Source organism: Streptomyces sp. ISL-36 (assembly GCF_018614205.1).
Lineage (GTDB): Bacteria > Actinomycetota > Actinomycetes > Streptomycetales > Streptomycetaceae > Streptomyces.
Genome location: NZ_JAGGOS010000068.1, coordinates 81,655 through 108,224 on the forward strand (window position 1 = coordinate 81,655; position 26,570 = coordinate 108,224).

A 26,570-nucleotide genomic window follows, 5' to 3' on the forward strand; every position below is an offset into this window, starting at 1 on the left:
TCGAAGAGGGTGTGGATCTGGCCGTGCTGGCGCACGAGGAGCGCCACGACATCCTCTCCGACCGCGGGGTCGCCGACCTGGGCTTGCTCCGTCCACGTTTCTGCCTCCTGCCCCGGCCATCAGGCGCGCTTGGATTCGACGGGGTGGGCGGCCTTCGGTCTCCAGCCGGTGGTCGCCGTCGAACATCTCGCGGTGCTGATCGATGACGCGGTCGCTGGGAGGCTTCTCGCCGCGTCGTGGAGACTCCGCTGCATCTTCTCGAACCGCTCGTGGGCCTCTCGGACGTAGCCGGCGCCGAGGGTGGTGAGGTCGATCTGGGTGGCGAGCAGTTCGCGCACGTAGTCCTTGTTCGGCTCGAACGTCAGGACGTTCGGCAGCTGCGGCGCGAGGATCTCCTCCGGGTCACGGCAGTCGTGGCGGCGCATGAGGTCGCAGGCGATCCGCAGGTGCTCCAGCTCCATGTTCAGGTGCAGCTCCCACAGGGCCTTCACTTGGGGGTGGCTCTCCTGCGAGCTGCCTCTTCACCTCGGGATCCACCCGTGTTGCGGGCGAGATTGTGGCTGAACAGGATCGCCTCGACCTCAACGGGTGTAAGGGTCGGGGGCGATCGGCGAGGCGTTCAGCTCCCGCCAGCTGCGGACCTGCCGGTCCAGGGGGATGCCTCGATGTTCCAGAGGGTTGAACGTCATGTGGCACCTGGCCTTCGAGAGGGGAGGACGCTCGCCATCCTTGCCCTTCCGCCTGCGCCAGCGGCTGCTGCCACGCCCCCTCTGACGAGTGTCACCTCATCGCTCCCTGTTTCCACTCGTCTTCCCCAGCCGTCGGGGCACCCGGCAGGGAGATTGCGAGTGGACCAGGCACGACGGGTAGTCGCGCGTGAGCCGCACCGCACGTGGAGGAGATGAGATCCATGGTGATCCACATCGATCGAGGACTGACCGAGCGCGTCTCGAATCCGGCTCATGCGCTGCGTCAGGGGGCACATGATCAGGTCCTGGGTCTTCTGATGCTGGCGGTCGCGATGGTGCTGTTGCTGATGCCGATGGCCACGCAGGCCGGTCCCAAGGACGCTCAGGTGAACGAGATGGTCGTCGGGCTCGTCGTCGCGTTCACCGCGGGCCTGCGTATATACCGCGGCGGGGGTCCTCGGTCCGATGCCCTCGTGGGCGCGGCGGGTGTGTGGCTGGTGATCTCGCCCTTCGTTCTGGACATGCAGAACACCGCCGTCCACACGGCGGATCGCTTGCTTGCCCTCGTGGCCGGCAGCGTTCTGGTGGTCCTGAGCCTGGTGTCCTTGCTGATCTGGCGGCTGGACCGCAAGCGCCTAGCTAGGCCTCGCACGGTGCTGGATGAGCAGGTCGCCGACCTGATCGCCCGGACCTTGGAGATGAGGCCGGAGAACGCCACTCACTGGTCGACCCGGTCGATGGCCAAGAAGACGGGCCTTTCGCACGCGGGTGTGGCGGGGTGCGGACTGCAGCCGCACCGGACCGAGACGTCGAAGCTGTCCACGAACCCGTTCTTCATCGACAAGGTCCACGACGTCATGGGCCCGTATCTCGATCCGCCGGAGCGTGCGCTGGTGACGCGACTCTTCATCCTTCTCAGCTAGTAGTTCCGCTGTCATCGCCGCGCGCCGACCGCTTCGGATCCGGGATACGCTTTGCGGTCGGCCGGAACCGCCACCGACAGGACGGCTACCCCGGGCTGATTCACCCGGCGTGGCCTGCAGACCCCGTTGGTGGAGCAGCCCTTGGCTACCGGCCATATGCCTGCGTGCGGGGGAGTGGGCCGATGTCGGCATGGCGGCCTGGGCGGAGGGTGGCGTGGCGTTGTCCGGGTCCGGGACCAACGCGTGCGGCGAGGGCGTCGGCGACGACGCCCGTGGTGAAGGCGTAGACGGTTTTGTGGAGAACGTCGATGACGAGTTCCTTGTGGGGCCAGGTGGAAGGCGGGGCGCCGACGCCGGTGGCGTTCTCGAGGATCTGGTCGTTGGTGAGGCGTACGACGGTGAACTGCGCCGAAGCGAGCGGGCCGCGTAGTCCGGCGTGGGACATGACCGAGCGCAGAACGCCGAGGAGGGCTGCCTGACCGAAGTGCATGGCCCAGTTCACCGGCGTCGGCTGTTCGCCCTCGCGTTCGGCCATGCCGGTCAGGCGTTGAAGGACCCGTGCGGGCACGTGTGAGTCGGGCCGTTTGGTGAGAGCCTGTTCCATCTTCTCCCCGAGCGTCATCACGACGCCGCCTGCGGTGCCGGCGATCATTCCCTGCCACAGCGCACGTTTCATCATGCCCCGCGGCTACCCAATTCCAGGGCCCTGATTTCAACACGGTGCGGGGGATATGGCGCGTCTCGCTCGAATGCGGTCCTCTGCGCGCGCGAACGGTGGTTGTGGGTAGGCGTAGCGGGCAGCGGAACGAACCTCCGGCACGGCGGAAGGCAATCCATGAGCGCATCGCTCGACCCGCACGCGGTCTCTCACGTCCCTCCTGAGCGGCGCAGGTCGATGGTGGTGTGCGGCCTGATCGGAGTCGGGGTCATGGCCGCGGTCGACGAGATCGTCTTCCACCAGATCCTGGGCTGGCACCACTTCTACGACCGTTCGACCCCCAGCGTGGGCCTGCTGTCCGACGGCCTGCTGCACACTGCCGAGCTGCTGGCCCTGGTCGCAGGCTTCTTTCTCTACGCCGATCTGCGCCGGCGGCGCGCCCTGGGCGCAGTCCACGCCTGGGCGGGATTCTTCCTGGGGCTGGGGATCTTCCAGCTGTTCGACGGGATCGTCGACCACAAGCTGCTGCGCCTGCACCAGGTCCGCTACGGCGTGGACGTCACCCCGTACGACTGGGCGTGGAACGTCACCGCCCTGGCCTTGCTCCTGATCGGCACGGCGCTGGCCATGCGCGCAGAGGGTGGAACCAAGACGGGACGGGCGGCGTGATCGTCGGGCACGTCCATCCCGGCACGGGCGCGGGTCCCGGGCCCATTGAGCTGGTCACGGCGGTGGCCGCCCTGCTTGTGGCGTCCGTCTACCTGCTGGCCGCACACCGTCTGCGACACCGGGGGGACACCTGGCCCCGGCGGTGGGACGCGTCGTTCGCCGCCGGGAGCGCCGGTGTGGCGTCAGCAGCGGTGGGGCCGCTGCCGGGCGGCCCGCTCACCGTCCACATGATCCAGCACCTGACCGTCGGGATGGCGGCTCCGCTCCTGTTCGTCCTCGCCCGCCCCCTCACGCTCGCTCTGCGCAGCCTGGCCCCGGGTACGACACGCCGGAGCCTGCTGGCCTTGGCCCGCTCTCGCCCGGTCGGCTGGCTGGTTTTCCCTCCACTGGCGGCCCTCCTCGACATCGGCGGACTCTGGCTGCTCTACCGCACAGGGCTGTTCGCCGCCGTGCAACGCGATCCGTGGCTGCACGCCCTCGTGTACACGCACGTCCTCGCGGCCGGTCTGCTGTTCACCTTCGCCGTCTGCCGGCTCGACCCAGTGCGCCACCGCTGGGGCCTCGGCGTTCGCGGGGCGACCTTGCTGGCCGCCGGCGCCGTGCACGCCGTGCTGGCCAAGGCCCTGTACGCGGCTCCACCGCCCGGCACCGCCTTCGCCTCTGCCGACCTGCACGCCGGAGCCCAGGTCATGTACTACGGCGGCGATCTGGTCGAAGCAGCCGTCGCCACCGTCGTGGCTGCTTCCTGGTACCAGGCCACCGGCCGGGCCCGGCAACGGCGGCGCCGTCGGCCGGACACGGGCCCGAAGTCGTGCACCGTCGGAGCCCTGACCGGGCCATGAGGCCCGTGCGAGCGCCGCAAAGGTGGCCCAGTAGGCGGTGGCCGCGCCCACCCCGGCACCGCGGCCAAGACCGTTCTGACGAAGCGGCCCATCCGCCGTAGCACCGACGTGCAGCCGGAGTGAGTCCCCATCACGGACCGTGACACTGCGGATGGCTGACGTGCACGGGGTTTCTCCTACTGGCCGTCGTCAAGCAGCCCGAGGCACTGGACGCAGCTGTCTCCGGCCTGGCCGCGCCAAATTTAGAGTCGGCACTCGCTGCCCCATGGCTGAAAGCGCTCCATCCGGATCGCCGCCATCGTCGGCTCCGTCATCCTCCTCGCCGTCTATCGCCTGGTCCGGCAGCAAGCGCCACCACGGCCAGGCGTGAGCGACCCGGCCGCCCAGACGCGAACGGCCTCCGCTGCTTCTGAGGGCGGAGCCGTTCCGCCGTCGGCGCCCGCAGGCTGGCTCCGGAGGCGCGCCCGGAGTGCCGTGCATGGAGCCCCCGCCATAATCGCGGTCCGATTTGTCTATGCATGCCCACTCATTGGGTAGGGGCGGGTCACCACTCCTTCTCTGGAGGCCACCATGGCGTCAACTCACCGCGCACCCATCGAAGAGCACCCCGACCTGATGGAACTGCGTGCCCGGCACGACCGCGCGGCCGCTACGCCCCGCGCCCAGATGATCGAGGCCCTGGCGCTGCTTACGGGCCTCTATCTTGCCGCGTCACCCTGGATCGTCGGCTTCAACGGCTTCACCACCCTGGCCGTCACCAACCTCATCGCCGGTATCGCCTACATGCTCCTCCTCGGCGGACTCGGCAACTCCTACGAGCGGACCCACTCCATGGCATGGGCCGCTGCCGCCATCGGTATCTGGACCTGCGTCGCGCCTTGGGTCGTCGCAGGCGACGTCGCCCACACCCGCTCCATCACCAGCAACCTCATCACCGGCGCCCTCGCCACCCTTCTCGCCCTCGCCGCGGCCTCCGCTGCCCGCGACAACACCAAGGGCCACGGCCCCGGCACGCGCCGCGCTATGCCCGGAAATCACTGACGACGTGAATGCGGGGCCTGCGGTCTGCTCGGACAGCGACGCCCAAACCGCCCGGAACCACCTCCCCGTGTTCCGGGCGGCTTCGGCTCGCAGCTATACGTCGGCCGCGGCGACCGCGTCGCCTGCGAGCCGCGCGACGCGGAGCTTATGTGGTTGGCGAGCTTCGACGCTTCGGCGAGGCGGGGTAACCGCCACATGTGGAGCGCAGCTACCGCTGTAGTCGGGTGCCTCGGCCGACCTCGTTCTGCTCGCTCCATCACCGCCGCGACGGCCCCGTACGGCCTTCGCTGCCTCATAGGCGGTTCGGCGCGTTCATAGCGGTTAGTCGGGTCCCAGAGGGCACCCGGTGGGAGATGCCCCTTGAGCTGGAGCCAGTTCCCTTCGAAAGGCACGTAGTGAACAGTGATAGCGCGCTCCCTGCCGTCCTCTCCGGGACGTCTGTCGATGTGACCGGCGCCCCCGGGGAAACCCCTGAGCCGTCCCGATTCCATAAGTCCCTTACCGGTCTGCTGCAAGGTTATGGCGGCGAGGAGGAGGGCAGGCTGCCCGGCTACGCGGGTTCGATGGCTGCCTTCGGCCTATACGCCACCGCTTGGACGGCTGTGCTGCGCCGAGACGGTCACAGCAGGCCGGGCGGGCTCCGTGCCGGGGATGTCGCCCTGACGGCGGTGGCGACCTTTCGTCTCAGCAGGCTCCTCAGCAAAGGCGTGGTGACGAGCCCGCTGCGTGCGCCGTTCACCCGGTTCAAGGAGGCGGCCGGGCCGTCGGAGGTCACGGAGGAGCCGCGGACGGAGTCTGGGGTGCGTGGCACCGTGGGCGCCCTCGTCACGTGCCCGTTCTGCGTCGGGGTCTGGGTGGCGACCACCCTCACCGGCGCCCAGCTGCTGTGGCCACGCGAGGTGAGGGTCGTCACCGGCGCGCTCACCGTGCTTGCCGGGGCGGACGCCCTCCAGCTGGCCTACAGCGCCCTTGGACAGAAGGCGCAGGAATAGGACGTCGGCGCCCCGTTTCGGCGGAGAGAGGTCAGGCCGTGCGGTGCTGCGCCGTCGTCCGCGAGCACCGAATGCCGCGACGCTCGGGAAGGACCGGAAATGGTCAGCCCCGCTATGCGGGGCTGCATCGAGCTTCTGCCCCTCTTTACCCTTCCGACACATCTGTCCGCTCGGCCCGGCATGAGCCCACCCCGTTGCGCCGTCATTCCGACTGAGTGGGCCGTCTGGGCGAACCACGCACCCTCGCTCCGCGTGAGCAAGCGCATGCCAGAGGCCCGACGGCACACTCATCACGGCACCCTGTGTTCACTGAGTGTGTCGGGGCAACCGCACTGGGTGGCCTTCGTCTATCTGGGGAGTATCGAATGACGTTCAATCCGCTGGAGCAGCGGGGGATCCCGCTGGACCGTCAGCTGCGCAACTGGCGCGAGCTGAACGTCAAGCCGATCGATCCCGATCGCTGCGATCCGTACACCCGGTGCCGGATCATCACGATGAACGGGATCGAGGTCGAGGCGATCCTGTTCAGCCACCAGCTCGCCCGCAATACGGTGGATCCCGAGGTGAAGAGGCAGCTCGCCCGGACCCGGTACATCGAGGCGCAGCAGCAGAAGGTGGTGAACTGGCTGCTGCCGGGGGTGTCGTCGGTACTGGAGACGACGATCGCCTACGAGCAGGTGGCGGTGGACCTGACCTCGTGGGTGGCGCGTATGGAGCCGGACCCGTACCTGCGCCAGGCGTACGAGTTCGGTGTACTGGAGGACTTCGACCACCTGTACCGGTACGCGAACCTGTACGAGATGATCGAGCACCGCAAGGCGGAGGCGATCGTCGACGGGCTGACCGAGGTCATGCCGGGCCGGCCCACCAAGTTTCACCACCGCGACCCGGTCGACAACGTCCGCGACCCCTACGACAAGGCGGCGACGAACCCGCTGTCGAAGCTGCACGCGCTGACCATCCTGTCCGCGGAGCAGCAGACGATGAACTTCTACATGAACACCGGACCCACGTACATGGAGCCGATCGCCCGCCAGCTCTACCAGGAGATCGGGTTGATCGAGGAGGAGCACGTCACGCACTACGAGTCCCTCGTGGACCCTGGGGAGACGTGGTGGGAGCAGCTGGTCACCCACGAGTACAACGAGTGCTACCTCTACCACTCCTTCATGGAGCAGGAGAGCGACCCCAAGGTGAAGGCGGTGTGGGAGCTCCATCTGAACATGGAGCTGGAACACCTCCACACCGCCTGCGACTTGATGCGCCGTATCGACGGCAAGGATCCCGCAGAAATCCTGGCGCCGGAGCTGCCGAACGTGCTCACCTTCGAGCCGAACAAGGCGTACCTGCGCGACCTGCTGAACACCCAGATGGATCTGACCACGCTCGGAGCGGGCTACGTACGCGAGGCGCACGAGCGGTTCGAGAAGATGCAGGAGCAGATCCACGGCGGCGAGGAACCGCCCAGCGAGCGCGTCATGGCCGAGCACGACGCGATGTTCGGCCGCGAGTACCGCGTCCAGACCGAGGGTGAGCACCCGGACCCCGCCATGCGCGAGAAGAAGTGAGGCGTACGGACGTGTCAGACCTCGAAACCCCCCAGGCCGGGGACGACAACGCTCCCGACACCGACGTCGTCGCCCTCCTGATGCGCCAGCACGGAGACATCCGCAACCTCTTCGACGAGGTCGAGGCAGCGACCGGGGACGAGCGCCGCGACGCCTTCCACCGCCTCGTGCGCCTGCTCGCAGTCCACGAGACGGCGGAAGAAGAGGTCGTCCACCCCTTCGCCCGTCGTGCACTGCCGGGTGGTGCGGAGGTCGTCGAGGACCGCCTCGCCGAGGAGAAGGCCGCCAAGGAGACCTTGCTGACGCTCGAGGACCTGGACACCGGCGACCCGACGTTCATGCCGCGGTTCATGAAGCTGCGGACGGACGTTCAGGAGCATGCCCGCGCCGAGGAACGTTACGAGTTCACCCATATCCGCCGTAGCGCCGACGTCACCACCCTGGCCGCCATGGCCAAGGCGGTCAAGGCCGCCGAGGCCATGGCTCCCACCCGGCCGCACCCCGGCACCGAGTCCGGGGCGGCCAACGTGGCGCTGGGACCGGTCGTGGCCCTGATGGACCGCACCAAGGACGCCGTACGCAAAGCCATGGGAAACCCCTGATGAAGGGCAGAACCAGGGCTGTACGGACGCCTCAACCCGACCTGTGGTCGTGACCCTCATCATGGCCTGACGTCGATCGGCCGCCGCCGCAGTGAAGGTCGGACCGCTTTGCCATCGTGTTCGGTGAACCGGCTCTCGCCCGCCGTGCCCGGCCTGTGGTGGGGTCCCGAGCGCCTGTCGCGGGTGGATCCGCCGCCCGCGTGAGTGACCTCGGCCAGCGGCACGGCGTCAGGGATGAGCCGGAGCGATACGCCTCACCCGGGCCGTTCCGCTCCGGCTCATCCCGGCTGGTCGTCGGGCCGGGCGGCAGGGATGCCCGATTTTGCGGTGAGGGCGGTGGCGTTGGCGGGCCTGCCGGCGCCCCGCTTCGCAGTCCCGTCCGAGGTAGTAGCCCTGACCTCCGCCCGCGCAGATGGGTGGTCGGGAACCGTAGACCGTCTATCCGGCATAGCCAGACACTCTGGGTGACGGACAAGGTGAAAGATGTCGATTTTCTTGACATTCGTTCCCGAGCGAGGGGCACAGTGGGTTCATGGAGGAAGTGGCCGCGCGGATCGACTCGCCAAAGGCGGACGTGGAGCAGGTGTGCGCCGGACTGCACCGGCTGCCGCCCGAGGGACGGCTTCGAGCGGTTTCCGAGCTGCGCAGCGCCCTGGAAGCTGTGACCGGTCAGCCCTGGACGGCTCGATGGCTGCGGCCCGTGCCGAGGGCTGGGGCCTGCGGCGCATCGGGGATGCGGCCGGCCTGTCGCACGAGACGGTCCGCGGCCGGCTGGCTGGGGTGGACGGATGCCGGCGGTCGCGGTGAGACCTGACGAGGAGTTCCGGGCGGTCACCCGCAGCGTGGGCGAGCGGGCGGTCGTAACTGTCTGCGGAGAGATCGACATCGATACCGGACCCCTGCTCCAGGACGCTCTGGACGAGGCACTGGCGGTTTGCGTAGCCGGGATCGACGTCAACTTCAGTCACGTGACCTTCTGCGACTGCGTCGGCCTGACGGTGCTACTGCGCGCCCGCGCCGACGCCCGTCAGCGCGGAATCGGCTTCGGCGTGTGCGAGGTGCGTATCCCCTCGGTGAGGAACCTGTTCACCACGACCGGCACGGACACCCTCCTCGCTGACAGGCGGGCCGCCGCGTGAGAGAACACCCGGCCCGCGCGGCGGAAGTCAGCGGCACTGCCCGCGCCCATCGCCGATTAGCTGCCTCTCGTCCAACCCCGCAGAAAGGTCCGGCACGTCCGACGCAACCGACTGAAGGTGATCTCGTGAAGGCACTGACCTGGCACGGCAAGCGCGACGTACGGGTCGACACCGTCCCGGATCCGAGCATCCAGGACCCGACCGACGTGATCGTCAGAGTGACGACGACCGGACTGTGCGGCTCGGACCTGCACCTGTACGAAGTCTTCGGCCCCTTCCTCGAACCCGGTGACATCCTGGGGCACGAGCCGATGGGCGTCGTCGAGGAGATCGGCCCCGAGGTGACGGCCCTGCGGCCGGGAGACCGCGTCGTCATCCCCTTCAACGTTTCCTGCGGCACGTGCTGGATGTGCGACCAGGGGCTGCACTCGCAATGCGAGACGACCCAGGTCCGCGAGCACGGCAACGGCGCGTCCCTCTTCGGCTACACCAAACTCTACGGTCAAGTCCCTGGCGGTCAGGCAGAGTTCATGCGCGTACCGTTCGGCAATACCCTGCCCATCGCCGTCCCACCGGGACCGCCGGACGACCGGTTCGTCTACCTCTCCGACGTGCTGCCCACCGCGTGGCAGGCCGTGGACTACGCGGCCGTACCACCCGGAGGCAGCGTCGCCGTACTCGGACTCGGCCCGATCGGTGACATGTCAGCCCGCATCGCAGCCCACCGGGGAGCGGACACGGTCATCGGCATCGACCTCGTACCGGAACGCCTACAGCGCGCACAGGCCCGCGGGGTCCACACCTTCGACCTCAACGAATACGGCGCCGACATCACGAAGGCCGTCCAGGAGATCACCGGCGGGCGCGGCCCCGACTCCGTCATCGACGCCGTCGGTATGGAAGCCCACGGCGCTGCCCTGGCCAAGGGCATGCAGCAGGCAACGACCATGCTCCCGGACGCACTGGCTGCGAAGCTGATGCAGCGCGCCGGAGTGGACCGCCTCTCCGCCCTCTACCTCGCCATCGACCTCGTCCGGCGCGGTGGCACCATCTCCCTGTCGGGCGTCTACGGAGGCATGACCGATCCCCTCCCACTGCTGACCCTGTTCGACAAGCAGGTGCAGCTCCGCATGGGCCAGGCCAACGTCTGGCGCTGGGTGGACGACCTCCTCCCGCTCCTCACGGATGCCGATCCCCTCGGCGTCGAGGAGTTCGCCACACACCGCGTTCCCCTGGCCGATGCCCCGGCGGCGTACGACATGTTCCAGAAGAAGCGGGACGGCGCTGTCAAAGTCCTCTTCACGCCCTGACCCGTCCCCGTCTATAGCTCCAGACGCTCACGCGCGCGAATGCCAGTCCCATCGGCTCCGCGTGGAGCAGCCCGTCGGACACCAGGGGCAATGGCGTGGGTCGAACGGAGACTTCGCATCGGTATCGGTGGCTCCCAGGTGTTCGGGGGACGGGCCGCTGGCCACCGCCCGGCTCGGGTGGAGCGGCGACTCCTGGCCCTGGTTACGGGACGTCTCTTGTGCGGCGCCGGTGCGCCGTGGTCGCACGGGTTGTCCTGGGCAGCCCGCCGGCCGGCCCACTCCCGATGCAGTCGCTCGTGCAGGCCCCATCGGGCGGAGGGTCCGCTCCTTCTTTCTGGCGGGTGTGGCGTCGATCGACTCGCCGACGTCCCTGTCCACGCGGTGACGAGCAGCGTCGCTTTGCACCCTGAGAAATGGACAAACCGGCTTCCGTAGTCTCATCGAAGATCGCCGAATGCCGCATGGCGGGACTTCCTCGGGGTAGTCGCAGCGCGACCGGCTGCACTCGTACGCCGCGTTCGATCCCAGGAGGTACGCGATGTCGAGTACGGCTCTGACCTCGGGCACGCTGCGTGGGGATCTGATTGCCCTCCCCAGTGTCTACCGGCCGCAGGGGGATACTCATCTGCTCGCGGCGGCGCTCGCCCACGAGGATCTGGGGCCCCTTACGAACGTCCTGGAGATCGGTACCGGTACCGGCGCGCTGGCGCTGCACGCGGCCCGCAGCGGAGCCGCCGTCATGGCGGTCGACGTGTCCTGGCCCGCAGTGGTCACCGCCCGCATCAACGCGCTGCGCCACCGCCTCCCCCTGCGCGTGCTCCACGGCGACTTCGCGGAACGCACCGAGGGCCGGCGCTTCGACCTGGTGATGACGAACCCGCCCTACGTCCCCGCTCCGGCCACGCGCCTGCCGTCGCACGGACCGCAGCGGGCCTGGGACGCCGGCCCCGACGGGCGCATGGTGATCGACAGGATCTGCGACACCGCTCCCGCCCTGCTTCGCCAGGGCGGTGTCCTCCTCATGGTGCACTCGGGCATGTGCGGGCCGGAGTCGACCGTGGAGCGGCTGACGGCGGTCGGCCTGTGCGCAGAGATCACGGCTCGGGCGTCCGTGCCCTGGGGCCCGGTCCTGCGCTCCCGACGGGCCTGGCTGGAGGGGCGCGGCCTGGCCCGCGCCGCCGACGAATGGGAAGAGCTGGTGGTCATCCGTGCCCGGTACCTCTGACGACGGCATCCCGACCGCGGGCCCGCCGAGCGCGTCCACCTCGGCCCCGACCTGCCGCGTGGCTCTGGAACCCAAGGGCCCGGCACTTGTCGAGGGGCCGGTGGAGATAGTGCTCGACGACGGCACCGTCGCCCGGTCGGATCGCTTCATGGTCGCCGTCTGCACCTGCCGCCGCAGCCGCACGTACCCCTGGTGCGACACCAGCCACCGCCCCCGCGAGGGGAACGTCCCACCGTCCGAGAACAGGAACCCCTGATGCTCCTTCCCGGCTCCCACCCGACGACCACCGCTGCCGGACCCCGCCTGGTCGAGGGCCGCGGCGCCGTGTCGTGCGCCCTGGTGGAGGCGCTGCGCTCCGGCGGAGCACCCCGCTACACCACAGCGTCCGTGCTGAAGGCCGACCCGTGGGGCGAGGACCTCCAGCTCGCCCTGTACCTGCTGTACGAACTGCACTACCGCGGCTTCGACGGAGTCTGCGACGAACGGGAATGGGACCCGGACCTGCTGCGGCTGCGCCAGGCCCTGGAAGCGCGCTTCCTGCACGCCCTACGCAGCGAGTTGACCGACGCACCCAGCACTGCCGCGGACGCCTTCGCGCCGCTGCTCGTGGAGCCCGTGGACCTCTCCGGCAGCCTCAGCCGCCACCTCGAAACCGACGGGGAACTCTGGCAGCTGCGGGAGTATGCCGCCCTGCGCTCCCTGTACCACCTCAAGGAAGCCGACCCGCACGTGTGGGTCGTTCCCCGGCTCACCGGCCGGGCCAAGGCCGCGATGGTCGCCATCGAGTACGACGAGTTCGGCGCCGGCCGTGCCGACCGGATCCACGCTCGGCTGTTCGCGGACCTCATGGCCGACCTCGGTCTCGACACCGGCTACGGCCGCTACCTGGACCATGCGTCGGCGCCCTTGCTCGCGACCGTGAACCTGATGTCTCTTTTCGGGCTGCACCGGGCGCTGCGGGGCGCTCTCGTGGGCCATTTCGCCTGTGTGGAGGTCACTTCATCGCCCGGCTCCAGGCGCCTGGCCAAGGCCATGCGGCGCTGCGGCGCGGGAGCCGCGGCCGAACACTTCTACGCCGAGCACGTCGAAGCCGACGCCGTCCACGAACAGGTCGTGCGCCGGGACGTCATCGGCGGCCTACTCGACGACGAGCCGGACCTCGAAGCCGACATTGCCTTCGGCTGTGCCGCGACGATCCTGCTCGAGGACCGCCTTGCCGACCACATCCGCGAAGCCTGGGAGCTGGGCCGTAGCGCGATGCGCAGGCCCCTGCCGGACGACCGCCAACCGGCCCGGCAGGGAACAGTCGCAGCTGCCCTCGCGTGACGCGTGCGCCGCGCACCGCCGCACGCTGGGCCGTGTAGGAGCCGGCCGGGCGGACAGTCGCCCCGCATGTCGAGCCACGGCCGGCATGACCACCCGGGCGGCCCAGGGCCCCTGAAGGGGCGTGTCGCGGTCGTCACGGGCGCCGCGCGCGGCCTCGGCCAGGGGCTGGGCGTACGCACTGTCCCGTCACGGCGCCCAGGTGGCGCTGGCGGGCCTGGAAGGAGAACGCCTCGCCCGACGCGCGTCGGACCTGCCCGGCGCGGCCGCCCACTGGACCGTCGACGTGACCGATGCCGCCGAGCTCACCGCCACCGCCGAATCCGAACGCCGGACCCTCGGCAGGCCGTCCGTGGTCGTCGCCAACGCGGGCGTGGCCCTCGGCGGGCCCCTGCTGGACTGCGACACTCACGCCTGGCGGCGGGTGATCGACGTCAACGTCGTCGGCAGCGCCTTGACTGCCCGCTGCACACTCGCGGCTACTTCCTCCAGGTCGCCTGATGGCGGCGTTCGCGCCCGCGCCCCTGCTCACGGCGTACTGCGCGTCGATGGCCGGCGCCGAGGCGTTCGCACACGCCCTGCGCGCCGAGGGCGCCCACCGCGGCGTCGGGGCGGGCATCGCCTACCTGAATTGGGCTACGCGATCGTGATGGGAGCCGCTCCCAACGGTCTGGTCGCCGCAGACCTGATCGCGGACGCCGACTGGAGTGTGGAGGTGTTCGAGGCGCAGTCCGAACCCTGGGAGAGCACCGTGCGCAGGCGGCGGCCGAAGCCAGCAAGGACGGGCGCGCGGGTGTGGGGACACTCCCCTTCGACCTGACCGACTGGAAGGCCGAGCCGGCACGTTTGACGTCCCCCGGCGAGGCGGGGTCCTCAGTGCCCGACCGCCTGTCGACCGGTGCCTCCGCCGAGGGCGCGCGCTTGACGGCCGGCGGTACCGACGCACCCGCGCTGGGCCTCATTCCGGCGGAGGCCAGTGCCGACCATCTGCTCCGACTCGTATCCGAGCAGCGGGCCGATCTCCCCAGGAGACATGGCAAGAACCACTGACAGTATCTGTCCGCCTGGAAGTGGCGTCCGTGTCTGCGGCTTTGCTGCAGACGCCCGCCCAGGCACGGAACAGTCGGCCTGCCGGCCACTTCGTCATCAGGTGAGGTCTCGGGCTTCCCAGCCGGGCGGCAGCTTGGGAAGTCCGATCAGCGCGTCAATGCCGAGGTGTTCGAGGAGCAGGGCCTTGAGGCCGCGGCCGTCGATGACTTCCACGCGGCCGGTTCGGTAGGCGAAGTCCCGGCTCGTCTTTCCGAACCAGCCGGTGGTGACGAGGATGCCCTTGGCCGCCGCCTTGTCGTGCATGGCGCCGGCCAGCGCGCGTACCGCTTCGGCGGGAACGGCATTCTTGGTGCGCTTCGCCTGGATGATGTCCCGCCTTGCGGGCACGGTCCGCGCCGTACAACGCTGCCCATCGGCAGAGACCTGCAACCCTTGTCGGACCTTCGGTCGGCCTTCGTCCGGGCGCGCCGCATTCGTCGGTGCGGATCCGCTGTGACGGCTACGGTGAGTGAGCGGGACGCGGTTGAGGAACATGCGCTCCAGTACACGTTCGACACGTGTCTGGACGGGCGGCTCAGCACCTAACGATCCCGGTGCTGGTTCGGTGCTGACTCCGGAGGGTCAATGGGGAGAAGGCCGCAGGTCGTAGCTCTGATCGGATGAGTTGTCGTACCACTCGATGGTGGTGCCGATGAGACTCGCGGCGACGATGCGCTTGAGACTGGCGGGGGCTGGTGGAGCGGTCGCGGGGGAGGACATCGGCACCACTTCCTGGCAGTTGACGGGGACGTTTGCGTGTCGCCACACCGTAGAAACACGCAGGTCACCGTCGTATGTGGTGGGACACCATAGTTCTATCTTCCGGAGTGCGCGTGCCCACCATGGAGGGGCAGGTCAGGTGCGGGTCCAGCGCTGGTTGCTGCCGCCCGAGCAGGAGTAGAGCTGGATCAGGGTGCCGTTGGCGGTGCCGTTGGCGGCGGCGTCGAGGCAGAGACCGGACTGGACGCCGACGATGGATCCGTCGGAGTTGAGGCGCCACTTCTGGTTGTCGCCACCCCAGCAGCTGTAGATCTGGACCTTGGTGCCGTTGCCGGTGCCGGCGGCGTCCAGGCACTTGTCGCCGTAGACCCTGAGCTCGCCTGCGGCGGTGTAGGTCCACTGCTGGTTGGTGCGGTTGGTGCAGTCCCACAGGTTGAGCTGGGTGCCGTCGGTGGTGCCGGCGCCGGGCACGTCGAGGCAACGGCCGGAACCGACGCCCTTGATCTGCCCAGAACCGGGCGAGGGGGTCGGAGTGGGCGTGGGGGAGGCGGCGTTGAGTGCGTTGAGGACGGCGGTGTACGCGGGCTTCTTGCTGCCGTCGCCGTTGAACAGCAGCGGCGAGTGCTCCGGTCGCCACGAGTCGGTGTCGCGCACACCCCAGACGGTGATGCCGAGGCAGCGCGGCACGGCCAGGCAGTCGTTGGTCACGTTGGCGAAGGTCGTGGCCGAGGCGCCCTGGATGTCGAGTTCGGTGACGGCCACATCGACGCCGAGAGCGGCGAAGCTCTGCAGAGTGGTGCGGAAGTTGCTGTTGTACGGGCTGTCGCTGTTGAAGTGGGACTGGAAGCCGACGCAGTCGATCGGCACGCCGCGCTGCTTGAAGTCGCGGACCATGGCGTACATGGCCTGGGTCTTGGCCCAGGTCCAGTTCTCCACGTTGTAGTCGTTGTAGCAGAGCTTGGCGGCCGGGTCGGCGGCGCGCGCGGTGCGGAAGGCGACCTCGATCCAGTCGTTGCCGGAGCGCTGCAGGTTGGAGTCGCGCCGGGCTCCCGAAGTGCCGTCGGCGAAGGCCTCGTTCACGACGTCCCACTGGGGGATCTTGCCCTTGTAGTGGGCCATCACGCCGTTGATGTGGTTGGTCATCGCCTGGCGCAGCGCGCTGCCGCCGAGGTTCTGCATCCAGCCCGGCTGCTGAGAGTGCCAGGCCAGGGTGTGGCCGCGGACCTGCTTGCCGTTCTGCACCGCCCAGTTGTAGACGCGGTCACCGGCGGTGAAGTTGAACTGGCCCTGCTGGGGTTCGGTGGCGTCGATCTTCATCTCGTTCTCGGCCGTCACCGAGTTGAACTCGCGGCTCGCGATCGCCGTGTACGTCGAGTCGTTGAGCCGGCCCGAGGCGATGGCGGTGCCGAAGTAACGGCCGCTCTGCGCCGCCGCGCCGCCGAGCGTGCTCTCGGCGGCGTGCGAGGTCAGCGGCGCCACCAGCACGGCGGCCGAACTGAGGACGCCGACGACCAGGGCCGAACACAAGGCACCGATCTTGCGGCGGACGGTCGTTGGGGGAATGGCATGTAAGCCCATGACTGAGTCTCCAGGAAGGAATTCGCGGAAGGGCTGAGCGCGGCAGAATGAATCCGCGTAAGCGGCGCCCGCGTCCATCGAAAAAGGACGCTCACCACCACGGCGTAACGATCCAAGGGCCGGCACCCGGCACCGGGACAGACGGGCGACCCCGCCTCGGGACTCAGTGTGGAAACTCGACCGAAACATGTCAAGAGTTTCGAAAGCATTTCGAGAATGTTGCCCTGGAGGGCGCCCAAGTGGCCGCTTGTCGTGGCACAAGAGTCGTCGAAAAACTTTCGATGAGGATCGCCCGAAGTGAGTTGTCTTTCACGGCTCTTGGACATCCGTCGCCCAGAGCGGCCACGCGCCGCCACCTTCCTCCTGCACCCGCCGGGCCGTCGGCTACGTGCTTGGGTACGTGATGTCGAACCACGCGAAGTGGGCCTGGTTGGTGGTGGGGCTGCCGTTGGAGGTGGCGTAGAGGCCGAGCTGGACGCTGGTGAACAGCGGGGTGAGGAAGGTGGCTTCGACGGTGGCCAGGTCCTGCCACGCGCCGCCGGGTGCCGCGTGGGCGAAGGTGTGGCTGAAGCCGCGGATGCGGACCCCCAGGCGAACGGGGCCCGCAGGGACGGGAATGCCGGCCAGAACCTCGGGCCCGTGGCGGAGGCTGAGCCCTTCCATGGTGCGAAGGAAGAGGAGGTGGGTGTCGTCGTCGAGGACTATGGCGAGGCCTGCCACTTCGCCCGGTGCCGCGGGGGTGAAGTGCAGTTCGGTGGAGACGTCGCAGTCGGGCTGTTCCTGGGGGCGGGCCAGGAGGGACGGGGCGGTGCGTTCGCCGAGGCGTTCGGGGCGGAGCTGGAGGCGGAGCCCGTCGCCGGTGGTCCAGAACCGCGCGGGTGGGGTGTGCAGGGTGCTCCAGTCGGCGGAGAGGGTGGCGAAGTCGTCGTGGAGGGGGCGGCGAAGGCCGGTGTGGACGACGGGGGTGAAGACCGGCCAGCCGTCGTCCCAGGTGATCCGGCTGAGGAAGGTCTCGCGTCCGAGGGCGGAGCCCGGGCGGACGCCCAGGAGGACGGCCCGCCAGTCGCCGTGCGGGGTTTGGACGAGGTCGGCGTGCCCGGTGCACGTGACCGGGCCCTTGGCGGGTGGTAGCACCGGGTTGCCGGGGGCGCCCTTGTAGGGGCCGGTCACGCGGTCAGCGCTGGCGGCCACCACGCTGTGGTCCGCACCGGTGCCGCCCTCGGCGGTGAGCAGAAGGTACGTGCCGTCGATCTTGTAGAGGTGCGGAGCCTCCGGCCATCGGGCGCCCGGACGGCTTCCCGACCACAGGACGTGCTCGGGTCCTGTGAGCCGTCGTTCGCGGGGAAGGTACTCGCGCATCCAGATCTCGGTGCGACCGGCGGCCTCGTCCAGCACGCGGGCGGCGAGGAACCAGGCCCGGCCGTCGCCGTCGTCCGGCCCGTCGTCGAAGAACAGCGACGGGTCGAAGCCCTCGCCGTCCAGCCAGTGCGGTTCCGACCACGGCCCCGCCGGGTCGGTCGCCGTGACGACGAAATGGCCGGGGCCGTCCATCAGCGTGCAGACGAGATGGAAGACCCCGTCATGGTGCCGGATCGTCGGTGCGAACAGGCCCCGCGAGGGCCCGCACCCGTCGAGGTCGAGCTGAGACGCCCGGTCGAGCGCGGAGCCGAGGCGCCGCCAGTTCACCAGATCGCGGCTGTGGAACACGGGAAGGCCCGGGAACCATTCGAAGCTGGAGGTCACCAGGTAGTAGTCCGCTCCCACTCGGCAGACGGACGGGTCGGGCCGGAACCCCGGCAGCACGGGATCGCCGAACGACGCGGTCATGGAACATCGCCGAACGACGTGGTCATGGAACGGGGACGATCTCGACCGGCACGGACAGCACCCGGTCGGCCCCCGGGTGACGTACGGGGCCGTGCAGAGTGAAGGAGCCCTGGAGCGGAAGATCGCCGCTGGACCGTCCGACGGCCACGCCGATCTCCCCGGGCTCCACTCTCCTGCGCAGGTCGATCCCGGTGAAAGAGGTCCGGTCGGCATGGACGGAGAAGGTGATCCGGGCGGCCGCGCCCGGTTGCAGCTCGACCCTGGCGAATCCGGCGAGCCACCGCTGTGGCCGGACGACGGAGGCCTCGGGGTCCGAGAGGTACAGCTGCACCACCTCCGTCCCGGCCACCTCGCCGACGTTGCGTACGGTGACCGAGACGGAGACGGCTCCGTCCGTCGCGGCGACGGGATCCACCGAGAGCTCCGAGCAGGTGAAGCTGGTCCAGCTCAGCCCGTGTCCGAAGGGGAACAGCGGGGTCGGGTCCACCGAGCTCCAGTCGGTGTGCCCGCCGAGCCTGGAGTGCAGGTAGGTGCCGGGCTGGCCGCCGACCTGGCGGGGAATGGAGACCGGCAGCCGCCCGGACGGTTCCGCGGCCCCGCTGATGATCCGGGCGAGCGCTGTCCCGCCCTCCTCGCCGGGGAAGAAGGCCTGCACCACAGCCGATGCGCGCTCGGCCAGCGTGCCGAGCGCGTAGGGCCGTCCGGAGACGAGGACCAGGACGGTCGGCACCCCGGAGTCCAGAACGGCGGAGGCCAGTGCGGCCTGGTCGCCGGGCAGGTCGAGGGTCTCGGCGTCGCAGCCCTCTCCGGAGGTGCCCCGGCCGAACATGCCGGCCCGGTCCCCGAGGACCAGCACGTTCACGTCCGGATCGTCCGCGGTGACCGTGAACCCGGCAGCGGTGAGCGCCTCGCCGAGCGTCGGGATCTCCAGCCCGAGGTCGCCGGGCAGCGCGACGTGGTTGGGGAAGGAGTAGCAGCCGAGGAAGGACTGGGGGGCGTCGGCGTACGGCCCGCTGATCGCGACCCGGCACGGCCGTAGCGGCAGGGTGCCGTCGTTGGCGAGCAGCACGGTGGACCGTTCGGCCAGGAGCTTGGCCAGTGCCCGGTTTTCCGGCGGGTCGAGTTCGACCGGCTCGGGCTTGACGGGTTCCCAGTCGGGGTCGAGCAGGCCGAGCTCGGCCTTCTGAAGGAGGACCCGTTCCGCGGCCCGGTCGATGAGTTCCTCGGGTACGGCTCCTGACCGTACGAGTTCGGTCAGCGGCTCGCCGTAGCAGCGGGCCGTGGGCAGCTCGACGTCGATTCCGGCGGTCAGCGCCAGCGCGCCGGCCGCGCCGCGCGATCCGGTGACGCCGTGCCGGGTCTCCAGGAAGGAGACGGCGTAGTAGTCGGCGACGACCACACCGCTGAAACCGAGCTCATCTCTGAGCAGTTCGGTCAGCAGCCGTTCGTCGGCGGCCACCGGGACACCGTCCACGTCGGTGTAGCTGTTCATCACCGCCCGGGCGCCCCCCTCGCGCAGTGCCCGTACGAAAGGCTCGACCAGCACGTCGGCGAACTCGCGCGGCCCCGAGGCGACGGGGGCCATGTTCCGGCCGCCGCGCGAGGCCGAGTACCCGGCGAAGTGCTTGAGCGTCGCCACGATCCCGGCGCCTTCCAAGCCCTGCACATAGGCGGTGCCGATCGCTCCGACGAGATAGGGATCCTCGCCGATGCACTCCTCGGTCCTGCCCCACCGGTAGTCGCGGACCACGTCGAGCACCGGAGCCAGCCCTTGGTGGACGCCGACCCGCCGCATCCCCGCGCCGATGGCGGCGGCCATCTGGCGCACGAGCCCGGGATCGAAGGACGCACCCCAGGCGAGCGGCCCGGGGAAGACCGTCGCCCCGAACGTCATGAACCCCGTGAGGCACTCCTCGTGAGCGACCGCCGGGATCCCGAACCGGCCGGATCCGGTCACCTGCTGTTGGAGCGAGGCGAGCCGCTCCATCCCGGCTTCCGCGGTGATCGGCGCGGTGCCGTACACCCGGGTGAGCTGGCCGAGCCCGTGGGCGACGATGTCGCCGAAGCTGGGCGCCGACTCGCCGGAATCGTCCTCCATCGGCGCGACAGGTGCTCCCGGATTCGAGGGCAACGCCCAGAAGCCGACGAGTTGCCCCGCCTTCTCCTCCATCGTCATCCGTTTCAGCAGATCGGCGACTCGCACGGACGCGGGCCGGAGGGGGTCACGCCAGGGCTCGGTCAAGGGGTTCTCCTCGTGGGTGTCTTGTCGGTCAGGCCGGATCAGGGAGCGGCGTCTGGTGCCTGGGGCCTCCCCAGGCCCGCCAGGGCCGAGGGGACGCATCGCAAGGCGGAGGAGGGAGTCATGGCGGTGGGGGCACCTCCCGTGCCCGAAGGGCTACGGGGGAGAGGCGCGGTGCGTATGGGGGCACCTCCCGGGCGAAGCCTGTGGGAGTCGCGAGCCCGGCCTGACCGGCAAGACACCCACTAGTGACGGGGCGGGGCGGTGGAGAGCCGGACCTTGAGCTCGGTCGAGAGCTCCATCCGGGGGCTGACCAGGGGCTGGTCCTCCAGAAGCTGGAACAGTGTGCGGGCGGCGAGCCGGCCCATCTCCTCCAGCGGCTGACGGACCGTCGTCAGCGGTGGCGACAGCCAATCGCACATCGGCAGGTCGTCGAAGCCGACCACGCTGAGGTCCTCCGGGACGCTCAACCCGGCCTGCCGGGCGGCTTCGTAGACGCCCATCGCCTGCTGGTCGCTACCGGCGAAGATGGCGGTCGGCGGGTCGGGGAGGGCGAGCAGTTCCTGGGCGCGCCGGAACCCGCCCTCGTGCTGGAAGTCGCCGAACCGGATCAGGTCGCGGTCGACCTCGACCCCGGCCCTCTCCAGCGCGGCCCGGTACCCGTCGATGCGGGCCTGGCTGCAGAGCATCTCCCTGCGCCCGCCGATCGCGGCGATCCGGCGGTGCCCCATCTCCAGCAGGTGCTCGGTGGCGGCGAGGCCGCCGGCCCAGTTGGTCGCGCCGATGCTCGGCACACCGTTGCCCGGCAGGTCGATCGGGTCGATGACGACCAGCGCCACCCCGGCCCGTTCGACCTGGGCGCGCTGGGCCTGGGTGACCGAGGCGGTGACGAGGATGACGCCGTCGCTGTGGTGCAGGACCGGCAGTGCGGCCCAGCTCGACGGCGTGGCCTCGCCCGGCGGGACGAGCGACACGACGGTGCCGACGCTCCGCTGGGCGCACTCGGCCTCGACGCCGCGCAGTATCTCCACCGCCCACGCGCTGTCCAGACCGCCGATGATCAAGTCGACCAGGCCCGACCTGCGGGCCCTGCCCTGCTGGCCGGGGTGGAGGTAGTTGTGGGATCGCAGCAGGGTCTCGATCCGTTCGCGTGTCGCGGGTGCGACATCGGAGCGGCCGTTGATCACCTTGGACACGGTGGCCTGGGAGACCCCTGCCTCCGCGGCGATGACGGCCAGGGTCGGGCGCTGCTCGCTCAACTTCTCTCCTCTGCGCGGACGCCTTCGTTCGGCGACAAGTACCGCAAACTTTTCGAAGAGTTTCGGGTCGGCGTGACCTGCTTGTCAACCCCAGAAGAAGCTGCTGTTGACGGAAAATTGGGTGAGAGGTCTTGACCGAGAAGTCGCACGTTCCTAGTTTGTGGCAGCACAGAATTCGAGAGTATTACGAAACATTTTCGGGCTCGAATCGGCATTCCCCCACCCCGGAGGTCCCATGGCCAGCATCCCCCCGAGCCGACGAAGCTTCCTTGCGCTCTCGGGCCTGACCGCACTGTCCGTCTCGCTGACCGCGGCCTGCGGCGGTGACGACTCCGGCGGCAAGCCGGCGGCCGACGGCAAGGTGACCTTCGCGTGGTGGAACATCGCCACGACGGAACCGGGCAAGTCCCTCTTCCCACAGATCGCCTCGGCGTTCACGGCCGCGCACCCGAACATCAGGATCGAGACGACCTCGTTGGAGAACGAGGCGTTCAAGTCCAAGCTGACCGCCACCACCTCGTCCGGCAAGCTCCCCGACGTCTTCCAGACCTGGGGCGGCGGCGTGCTGCAGCAGCAGGTCGACGCGGGGCTGGTCGAGGACCTCACCGACGCGTTCGGCTGGTCGTCCGACCTCACCCCGGTGTCGCTGCAGGCCTATCAGATCGAGGGCCGGACCTACGGGGTGCCCTACGACATCGGCATGGTCGGCTTCTGGTACAACAAGAGGCTCTTCGCCAAGGCCGGGATCACCGCGCCGCCGGCCACCTGGGCCGAGTTCCTCGACGTCGTCAGGAAGCTCAAGGCGGTGGGCGTCACTCCGATCGCCCTCGCGGGCAAGGAGAAATGGCCGGGCCACTACTACTGGGCCTACCTCGCGATGCGCGTCGCGGGCCTCCCCGCACTGCAACAGGCCGCGACCACCAAGGACTTCACCGGCGCCGGATTCGTCCAGGCCGGTGCCCACCTCAAGGAGCTGGTCGACCTCCAGCCGTTCCAGGCGGCCTTCCTCGGCGCCGGCTACGCCACCCCGGGCGGCCAGGCCGCGACCATGGGCAACGGCAAGGCCGCCATGGAGCTGATGGGGCAGTGGGCGCCGTCGGTGCAGCAGGACGCGGGCGCCGACCTCGGAGCGGACCTCGGCTTCTTCCCCTTTCCGACGGTCGACGGCGGAGTCGGCAAGGCCACCGAGGTGTTCGGCGGCGGCGGCGGCTTCGCGCTGCGCAAGGGCGCTCCGAAGGAGGCGCTGGACTTCCTGAAGTTCCTCGTTCTGGAGAACGAGTCCAAGCTGCTGGCCTCCAACGGCTACCTGCCGGTGGTCAAGGGCGCGGAGCGCCAGCTCACTGACGCCAACAAGAAGGTGGTGGCCGACAGCCTGGTCAAGGCGACGGGCTTCCAGCTCTTCCTCGACCAGGCCTATCCGCCGGCGGTCGGCCAGGAGCTCAACGACAGCGTCGCCGACCTCATCGCGGGCAAGAAGACGCCCGAGCAGGTCACCCAGTCGATCACCGAGGCTGCGAAGGGTGCCTAGCTCCGTGGCTACCCCGACCAAGGACCCGGGCAAGGGCTCGGCCACGGGCTCGGCCAAGGGCCCGACCGAGGACCCGGCCGATGAGCGGACGGAGGACGCCGTACCGGTGCGCCCGCCCGCCCCGGCCCGGTCGCTCCTGCGCGGGCTGGGCAGCTGGGCGTCGATCGCCTGGTTCCTCGTCCCGGCTCTGGTCCTCTTCCTCGTCTTCGTCCTCGCCCCGATCGTCGTCGCCGTCCACACCAGCTTCTTCAAGTGGGGTGGGATCGGCCCCATGGACGACTTCGTCGGCTTCGAGAACTACACCAGGCTCTTCGCCGATCAGGTCTTCCTCGGCGACATGGGGCGCGGGCTGTACCTGATCATCCTGTCGATCACGGTGCAGTTGCCCTTCGCGCTGTTCACCGCGGTCCTGCTCAACCAGAAGCTGCGCGGCCGGGCCGTCTACCGGATGCTGTTCTTCGCGCCGTACATCCTCTCCGAGGTGGTCACGGCGGTCCTCTTCACCATGATCTTCCTTCCCGGCGACGGCATGGCCGATCATCTCGCCGGCGCCCTCGGCCTTGAGGGGCTGCAGGGCAAGTGGCTCGCCGAACCCTCGACGGTCATGCCGACCCTGTTCGTGGTCATGACCTGGAAGTACTTCGGCTTCCACATGATGCTCTTCCTCGCCGGGCTGCAGGGCATCCCGCGCGAGATCCTCGATGCCGCCGCCATCGACGGCGCCGGCGCCTGGCAGCGCTTCCGGTACGTGACGCTGCCGCTGCTTGGCCCGACGATCCGGATCAGCGTCTTCCTTTCGGTCATCGGGGCCATCCAGCTCTTTGACCTCGTCTGGGTCATGACCGCGGGCGGTCCCAACCACTCCTCCGAGACGATGGCGATCTCGATGTTCCAGTTCGGGTTCAAGCGCTACCAGGTCGGCTACGCCAGTGCGATCAGCGTGGTGTTGTTCATGATCAGTCTGGTCTTCTCCCTCTTCTACCAGCGTTACGTGCTCCGCCGTGACCTGAGCGGGGCCGTCACCACGGGAGGTGGCCGATGAACGCCCGCAGGGCGGCACGCGGCCTGTCGCTGCACGCCGTGGTCTGGCTGATCGGCGCGTTCGTCGTCGTGCCGCTGATCTACGCGGTGATCTCCGGGTTCAAGAGCACCGGCGAGCTGACGACCAATCCGTTCGGGCTGCCGGAGCACTGGAAGACCGGCAACTACACCGGCATTCTCGGCGACGGAATGTTCTGGCGGCAGATCGCCAACAGCGCCGGCATCGCGATCGGCACGACATGCTGCACGGTGGCGGCCTCCGCCATGGCGGCGTTCGTGCTGGCCCGCTACGCCTTCCGGGGCAGGGAGCTGTTCTACATGCTCTTCACGATCGGGCTGATGTTCCCGTTCGCGGTGGCGGTCCTGCCGCTGTTCCTGCTGCTGCGCAACTTCGACCTGCTCGACAACCCGCTCGGAGTGATCCTCCCGCAGGCCGCCTTCGGGCTCCCCATGACGATCATCATTCTGCGCGGCTTCTTCCGGACCATCCCCGCGGAGGTCGAGGAGGCGGCCATCATGGACGGCTGCGGCAAGTTCCGCTTCTTCTGGAAGATCCTGCTGCCGATGGCGCGTCCGGCGCTCGGCACGGTCTCGGTGCTCGCGATCGTCGCGAGCTGGAACAACTTCTTCCTGCCGCTGCTGGTGTTCAACGACCCGAAATGGCAGACGATCCCGGTCGGCGTCCAGCAGTTCCAGGGCCAGTACTCCACCGACTACGCGCTCGTCCTCGCCTACATCGTGCTCGCCATGGTCCCCGCCCTGGCCTTCTACGCCGTCGCCGAGCGCCAGCTGATCGGCGGCCTCACCGCGGGCGCCACCAAGGGCTGACCCGCCCCGCGTTACCTCCACCCCGAGGAGACCTTGTGAAACGCCTGACCGCACTGACAGCTGTCCTGATGTTAGCGCTCACATCGCAGGCCGCTGCCACCCCCGCGCGACCTGCGGCCACCCCCGCGCGACCCGCGGCCGACCCCGCCCAACCCGCGGCCGACCCCGCCCGACCCGCCATCGACTTCCGCGCCGAACTCCAGCCCATAGACGGATTCGGCTTCTCGATGGCCTTCCAGCGCGCCGACCTGCTGCACGGCGCGCGCGGCCTCAGCCCGGCCAAGCAGCGCGAGGTCCTCGACCTGCTGCTCAGTAAGGACAAGGGCGCGGGCCTTTCGATCCTGCGCCTGGGCATCGGGTCGTCGACCGACAGGGTCTACGACCACATGCCGACGATCCTGCCGGCCGATCCCGGCGGGCCGGACGCCACGCCGAAGTACGTCTGGGACGGCTGGGACGGCGGCCAGGTCTGGCTCGCCAAGGAGGCCAAGGCCTACGGCGTCGAACGGTTCTTCGCCGACGCGTGGAGCGCCCCGGCCTTCATGAAGACCAACGGCAGCGAGAACGACGGCGGCGAACTCCGGCCCGAATGGCGTCAGGCCTACGCGAACTACCTCGTCCAGTACGCGAAGTTCTACCGGCAGGAAGGCATCGGGATCACCGACCTGGGGTTCACCAACGAACCCGACTGGACGGCGACCTACGCCTCGATGCGGTTCACCCCGCAGCAGGCCGTCGACTTCCTCAAGGTGCTCGGACCGACCGTTCGAGCATCCGGACTGAAGACGGGGGTGGTCTGCTGCGACGCCGCCGGCTGGGACCGCCAGGTCGCCTACACCCAGGCCATCGAGGCGGACTGGGCGGCCGACAAGGCCGTGCGGACCATCACCGGCCACCGCTACAGCGGTCCGACCGACGTCCCGCAACCGACCGACAAGCGCGTGTGGATGTCGGAATGGTCGCCGGACGGCTCCACCTGGAACGAGAACTGGGACGACGGCAGCGGCTACGACGGTCTCACCGTCGCGGCCGACATCCAGAACACCCTGACCGTCGGCAACGCCAACGCCTATGTCTACTGGACCGGCGCGTCCCTCGGCGCGACCCGAGGGCTCATCCAGCTCGCCAACCCCGGTGACGACTACCGGGTGTCCAAGCGGTACTGGGCGCTGGCCGCCTTCAGCCGGTTCATCCGCCCCGGCGCCGTCCGCGTGCCGGCCACGAACCCCGACCCGGCACTGCGGATCACGGCTTTCCGCAACACCGACGGCAGCCGCGTGATCGAGATCCTCAACACCGCGACCACCGAGAACTCCGCCGAGTTCTCTCTTCGCGGCGGGCATGACCGGCACCCCGACGGCTACGTCACCGACGAGACCCGCTCGATCACCCCGGCCGACATCGTCTCCACGCACGGCACCACCCTCACGGCGAAGCTCCCCCCGCGCGCGCTCACCACGATCGTCCTGGACTGAACCGC

General features: G+C 69.4%; 24 protein-coding genes and 1 pseudogene. 18 read left to right on the forward strand and 7 right to left on the reverse strand.

Annotated elements, in window-relative coordinates; translation table 11 throughout:
• Window positions 1-119 precede the first annotated feature (119 nt).
• The gene (locus J7E93_RS37195; RefSeq protein ID WP_251066725.1) at window positions 120-491 is read right to left on the reverse strand and encodes a hypothetical protein; all 372 of its coding nucleotides are present in this window, start codon (window positions 489-491) and stop codon (window positions 120-122) included.
• A gap of 419 nt (window positions 492-910) precedes the next feature.
• Between J7E93_RS37195 and J7E93_RS18670 the strand changes: the two genes are divergently transcribed.
• Window positions 911-1,612 carry a hypothetical protein gene (locus tag J7E93_RS18670; protein ID WP_215070909.1) on the forward strand — a complete coding sequence of 234 codons (702 nt, stop codon included), beginning with the start codon at window positions 911-913 and terminating at the stop codon, window positions 1,610-1,612.
• A gap of 145 nt (window positions 1,613-1,757) precedes the next feature.
• On the opposite strand, the gene J7E93_RS18675 is transcribed toward J7E93_RS18670, so the two are convergent.
• Complete coding sequence (locus J7E93_RS18675; RefSeq protein ID WP_215070911.1) at window positions 1,758-2,291, reverse strand: hypothetical protein; 534 nt, start codon at window positions 2,289-2,291, stop codon at window positions 1,758-1,760.
• Window positions 2,292-2,447: 156 nt separating this feature from the next.
• Here J7E93_RS18675 and J7E93_RS18680 point away from each other — a divergent pair, with 156 nt between their 5' ends.
• The 13 genes and pseudogenes from J7E93_RS18680 to J7E93_RS38085 all read left to right on the forward strand — a co-directional run bounded on the left by J7E93_RS18680 (window position 2,448) and on the right by J7E93_RS38085 (window position 13,631).
• The gene (locus J7E93_RS18680) at window positions 2,448-2,939 is read left to right on the forward strand and encodes a DUF2243 domain-containing protein (protein WP_251066726.1); all 492 of its coding nucleotides are present in this window, start codon (window positions 2,448-2,450) and stop codon (window positions 2,937-2,939) included.
• Complete coding sequence (locus tag J7E93_RS18685; protein WP_215070913.1) at window positions 2,936-3,781, forward strand: cytochrome c oxidase assembly protein; 846 nt, start codon at window positions 2,936-2,938, stop codon at window positions 3,779-3,781. The genes J7E93_RS18680 and J7E93_RS18685 overlap by 4 nt, the downstream gene beginning before the upstream one ends.
• A 570-nt stretch (window positions 3,782-4,351) precedes the next feature.
• Entirely contained in the window at window positions 4,352-4,822 is a 471-nt protein-coding gene (locus tag J7E93_RS18690) for an SPW repeat protein (RefSeq protein WP_215070915.1), read from the forward strand.
• Window positions 4,823-5,490: 668 nt separating this feature from the next.
• Entirely contained in the window at window positions 5,491-5,814 is a 324-nt protein-coding gene (locus tag J7E93_RS18695; protein WP_308368712.1) for a DUF1360 domain-containing protein, read from the forward strand.
• 365 nt (window positions 5,815-6,179) lie between these two features.
• Complete coding sequence (locus tag J7E93_RS18700; protein WP_215070918.1) at window positions 6,180-7,382, forward strand: hypothetical protein; 1,203 nt, start codon at window positions 6,180-6,182, stop codon at window positions 7,380-7,382.
• 11 nt (window positions 7,383-7,393) lie between these two features.
• Window positions 7,394-7,984, forward strand: a complete 591-nt coding sequence (locus J7E93_RS18705) for a hemerythrin domain-containing protein (protein WP_215070920.1) — start codon at window positions 7,394-7,396, stop codon at window positions 7,982-7,984.
• Window positions 7,985-8,787: 803 nt separating this feature from the next.
• Window positions 8,788-9,123 carry an STAS domain-containing protein gene (locus J7E93_RS18710; protein ID WP_215070922.1) on the forward strand — a complete coding sequence of 112 codons (336 nt, stop codon included), beginning with the start codon at window positions 8,788-8,790 and terminating at the stop codon, window positions 9,121-9,123.
• Between the two features lie 125 nt (window positions 9,124-9,248).
• A complete protein-coding gene (locus J7E93_RS18715; protein WP_215070924.1) occupies window positions 9,249-10,433 on the forward strand; it encodes a zinc-dependent alcohol dehydrogenase in 1,185 nt (394 codons plus the stop codon).
• Between the two features lie 538 nt (window positions 10,434-10,971).
• Complete coding sequence (locus J7E93_RS18720) at window positions 10,972-11,658, forward strand: HemK2/MTQ2 family protein methyltransferase (protein ID WP_215070926.1); 687 nt, start codon at window positions 10,972-10,974, stop codon at window positions 11,656-11,658.
• Window positions 11,642-11,914 carry a CDGSH iron-sulfur domain-containing protein gene (locus J7E93_RS18725; RefSeq protein WP_374105402.1) on the forward strand — a complete coding sequence of 91 codons (273 nt, stop codon included), beginning with the start codon at window positions 11,642-11,644 and terminating at the stop codon, window positions 11,912-11,914. The genes J7E93_RS18720 and J7E93_RS18725 overlap by 17 nt, the downstream gene beginning before the upstream one ends.
• Window positions 11,914-12,984, forward strand: a complete 1,071-nt coding sequence (locus J7E93_RS18730; RefSeq protein ID WP_215070927.1) for an iron-containing redox enzyme family protein — start codon at window positions 11,914-11,916, stop codon at window positions 12,982-12,984. The genes J7E93_RS18725 and J7E93_RS18730 overlap by 1 nt, the downstream gene beginning before the upstream one ends.
• 199 nt (window positions 12,985-13,183) lie before the next feature.
• Window positions 13,184-13,399, forward strand: a pseudogene (locus tag J7E93_RS38080) (short-chain dehydrogenase); the annotation flags it as partial.
• Between the two features lie 82 nt (window positions 13,400-13,481).
• On the forward strand, window positions 13,482-13,631 hold the full coding sequence (locus tag J7E93_RS38085) for a hypothetical protein (RefSeq protein ID WP_308368717.1): 150 nt from the start codon (window positions 13,482-13,484) through the stop codon (window positions 13,629-13,631).
• A 496-nt stretch (window positions 13,632-14,127) separates the two neighbouring features.
• Here J7E93_RS38085 and J7E93_RS37200 read toward each other — a convergent pair whose 3' ends face one another.
• The 5 genes from J7E93_RS37200 to J7E93_RS18760 form a co-directional block, all read right to left on the reverse strand.
• Complete coding sequence (locus J7E93_RS37200; protein WP_251066728.1) at window positions 14,128-14,565, reverse strand: restriction endonuclease; 438 nt, start codon at window positions 14,563-14,565, stop codon at window positions 14,128-14,130.
• Window positions 14,566-14,925: 360 nt separating this feature from the next.
• Complete coding sequence (locus J7E93_RS18745) at window positions 14,926-16,368, reverse strand: endo-1,4-beta-xylanase (protein WP_215070929.1); 1,443 nt, start codon at window positions 16,366-16,368, stop codon at window positions 14,926-14,928.
• Window positions 16,369-16,752: 384 nt separating this feature from the next.
• Complete coding sequence (locus tag J7E93_RS18750) at window positions 16,753-18,195, reverse strand: glycoside hydrolase family 43 protein (RefSeq protein ID WP_215070931.1); 1,443 nt, start codon at window positions 18,193-18,195, stop codon at window positions 16,753-16,755.
• 22 nt (window positions 18,196-18,217) lie between these two features.
• Complete coding sequence (locus J7E93_RS18755) at window positions 18,218-20,437, reverse strand: glycoside hydrolase family 3 N-terminal domain-containing protein (protein ID WP_215070932.1); 2,220 nt, start codon at window positions 20,435-20,437, stop codon at window positions 18,218-18,220.
• 242 nt (window positions 20,438-20,679) lie between these two features.
• Window positions 20,680-21,693 carry a LacI family DNA-binding transcriptional regulator gene (locus tag J7E93_RS18760; RefSeq protein ID WP_215070934.1) on the reverse strand — a complete coding sequence of 338 codons (1,014 nt, stop codon included), beginning with the start codon at window positions 21,691-21,693 and terminating at the stop codon, window positions 20,680-20,682.
• Window positions 21,694-21,928: 235 nt separating this feature from the next.
• On the opposite strand from J7E93_RS18760, the gene J7E93_RS18765 reads away from it, so the two are divergent.
• The 4 genes from J7E93_RS18765 to J7E93_RS18780 all read left to right on the forward strand — a co-directional run bounded on the left by J7E93_RS18765 (window position 21,929) and on the right by J7E93_RS18780 (window position 26,565).
• On the forward strand, window positions 21,929-23,221 hold the full coding sequence (locus J7E93_RS18765; RefSeq protein WP_215070937.1) for an extracellular solute-binding protein: 1,293 nt from the start codon (window positions 21,929-21,931) through the stop codon (window positions 23,219-23,221).
• Between the two features lie 136 nt (window positions 23,222-23,357).
• The gene (locus J7E93_RS18770; protein ID WP_251066749.1) at window positions 23,358-24,263 is read left to right on the forward strand and encodes a carbohydrate ABC transporter permease; all 906 of its coding nucleotides are present in this window, start codon (window positions 23,358-23,360) and stop codon (window positions 24,261-24,263) included.
• Window positions 24,260-25,090, forward strand: a complete 831-nt coding sequence (locus J7E93_RS18775; protein WP_215070939.1) for a carbohydrate ABC transporter permease — start codon at window positions 24,260-24,262, stop codon at window positions 25,088-25,090. The genes J7E93_RS18770 and J7E93_RS18775 overlap by 4 nt, the downstream gene beginning before the upstream one ends.
• Before the next feature lie 68 nt (window positions 25,091-25,158).
• Window positions 25,159-26,565 carry a glycoside hydrolase gene (locus J7E93_RS18780; RefSeq protein WP_251066729.1) on the forward strand — a complete coding sequence of 469 codons (1,407 nt, stop codon included), beginning with the start codon at window positions 25,159-25,161 and terminating at the stop codon, window positions 26,563-26,565.
• Window positions 26,566-26,570: the final 5 nt, after the last annotated feature.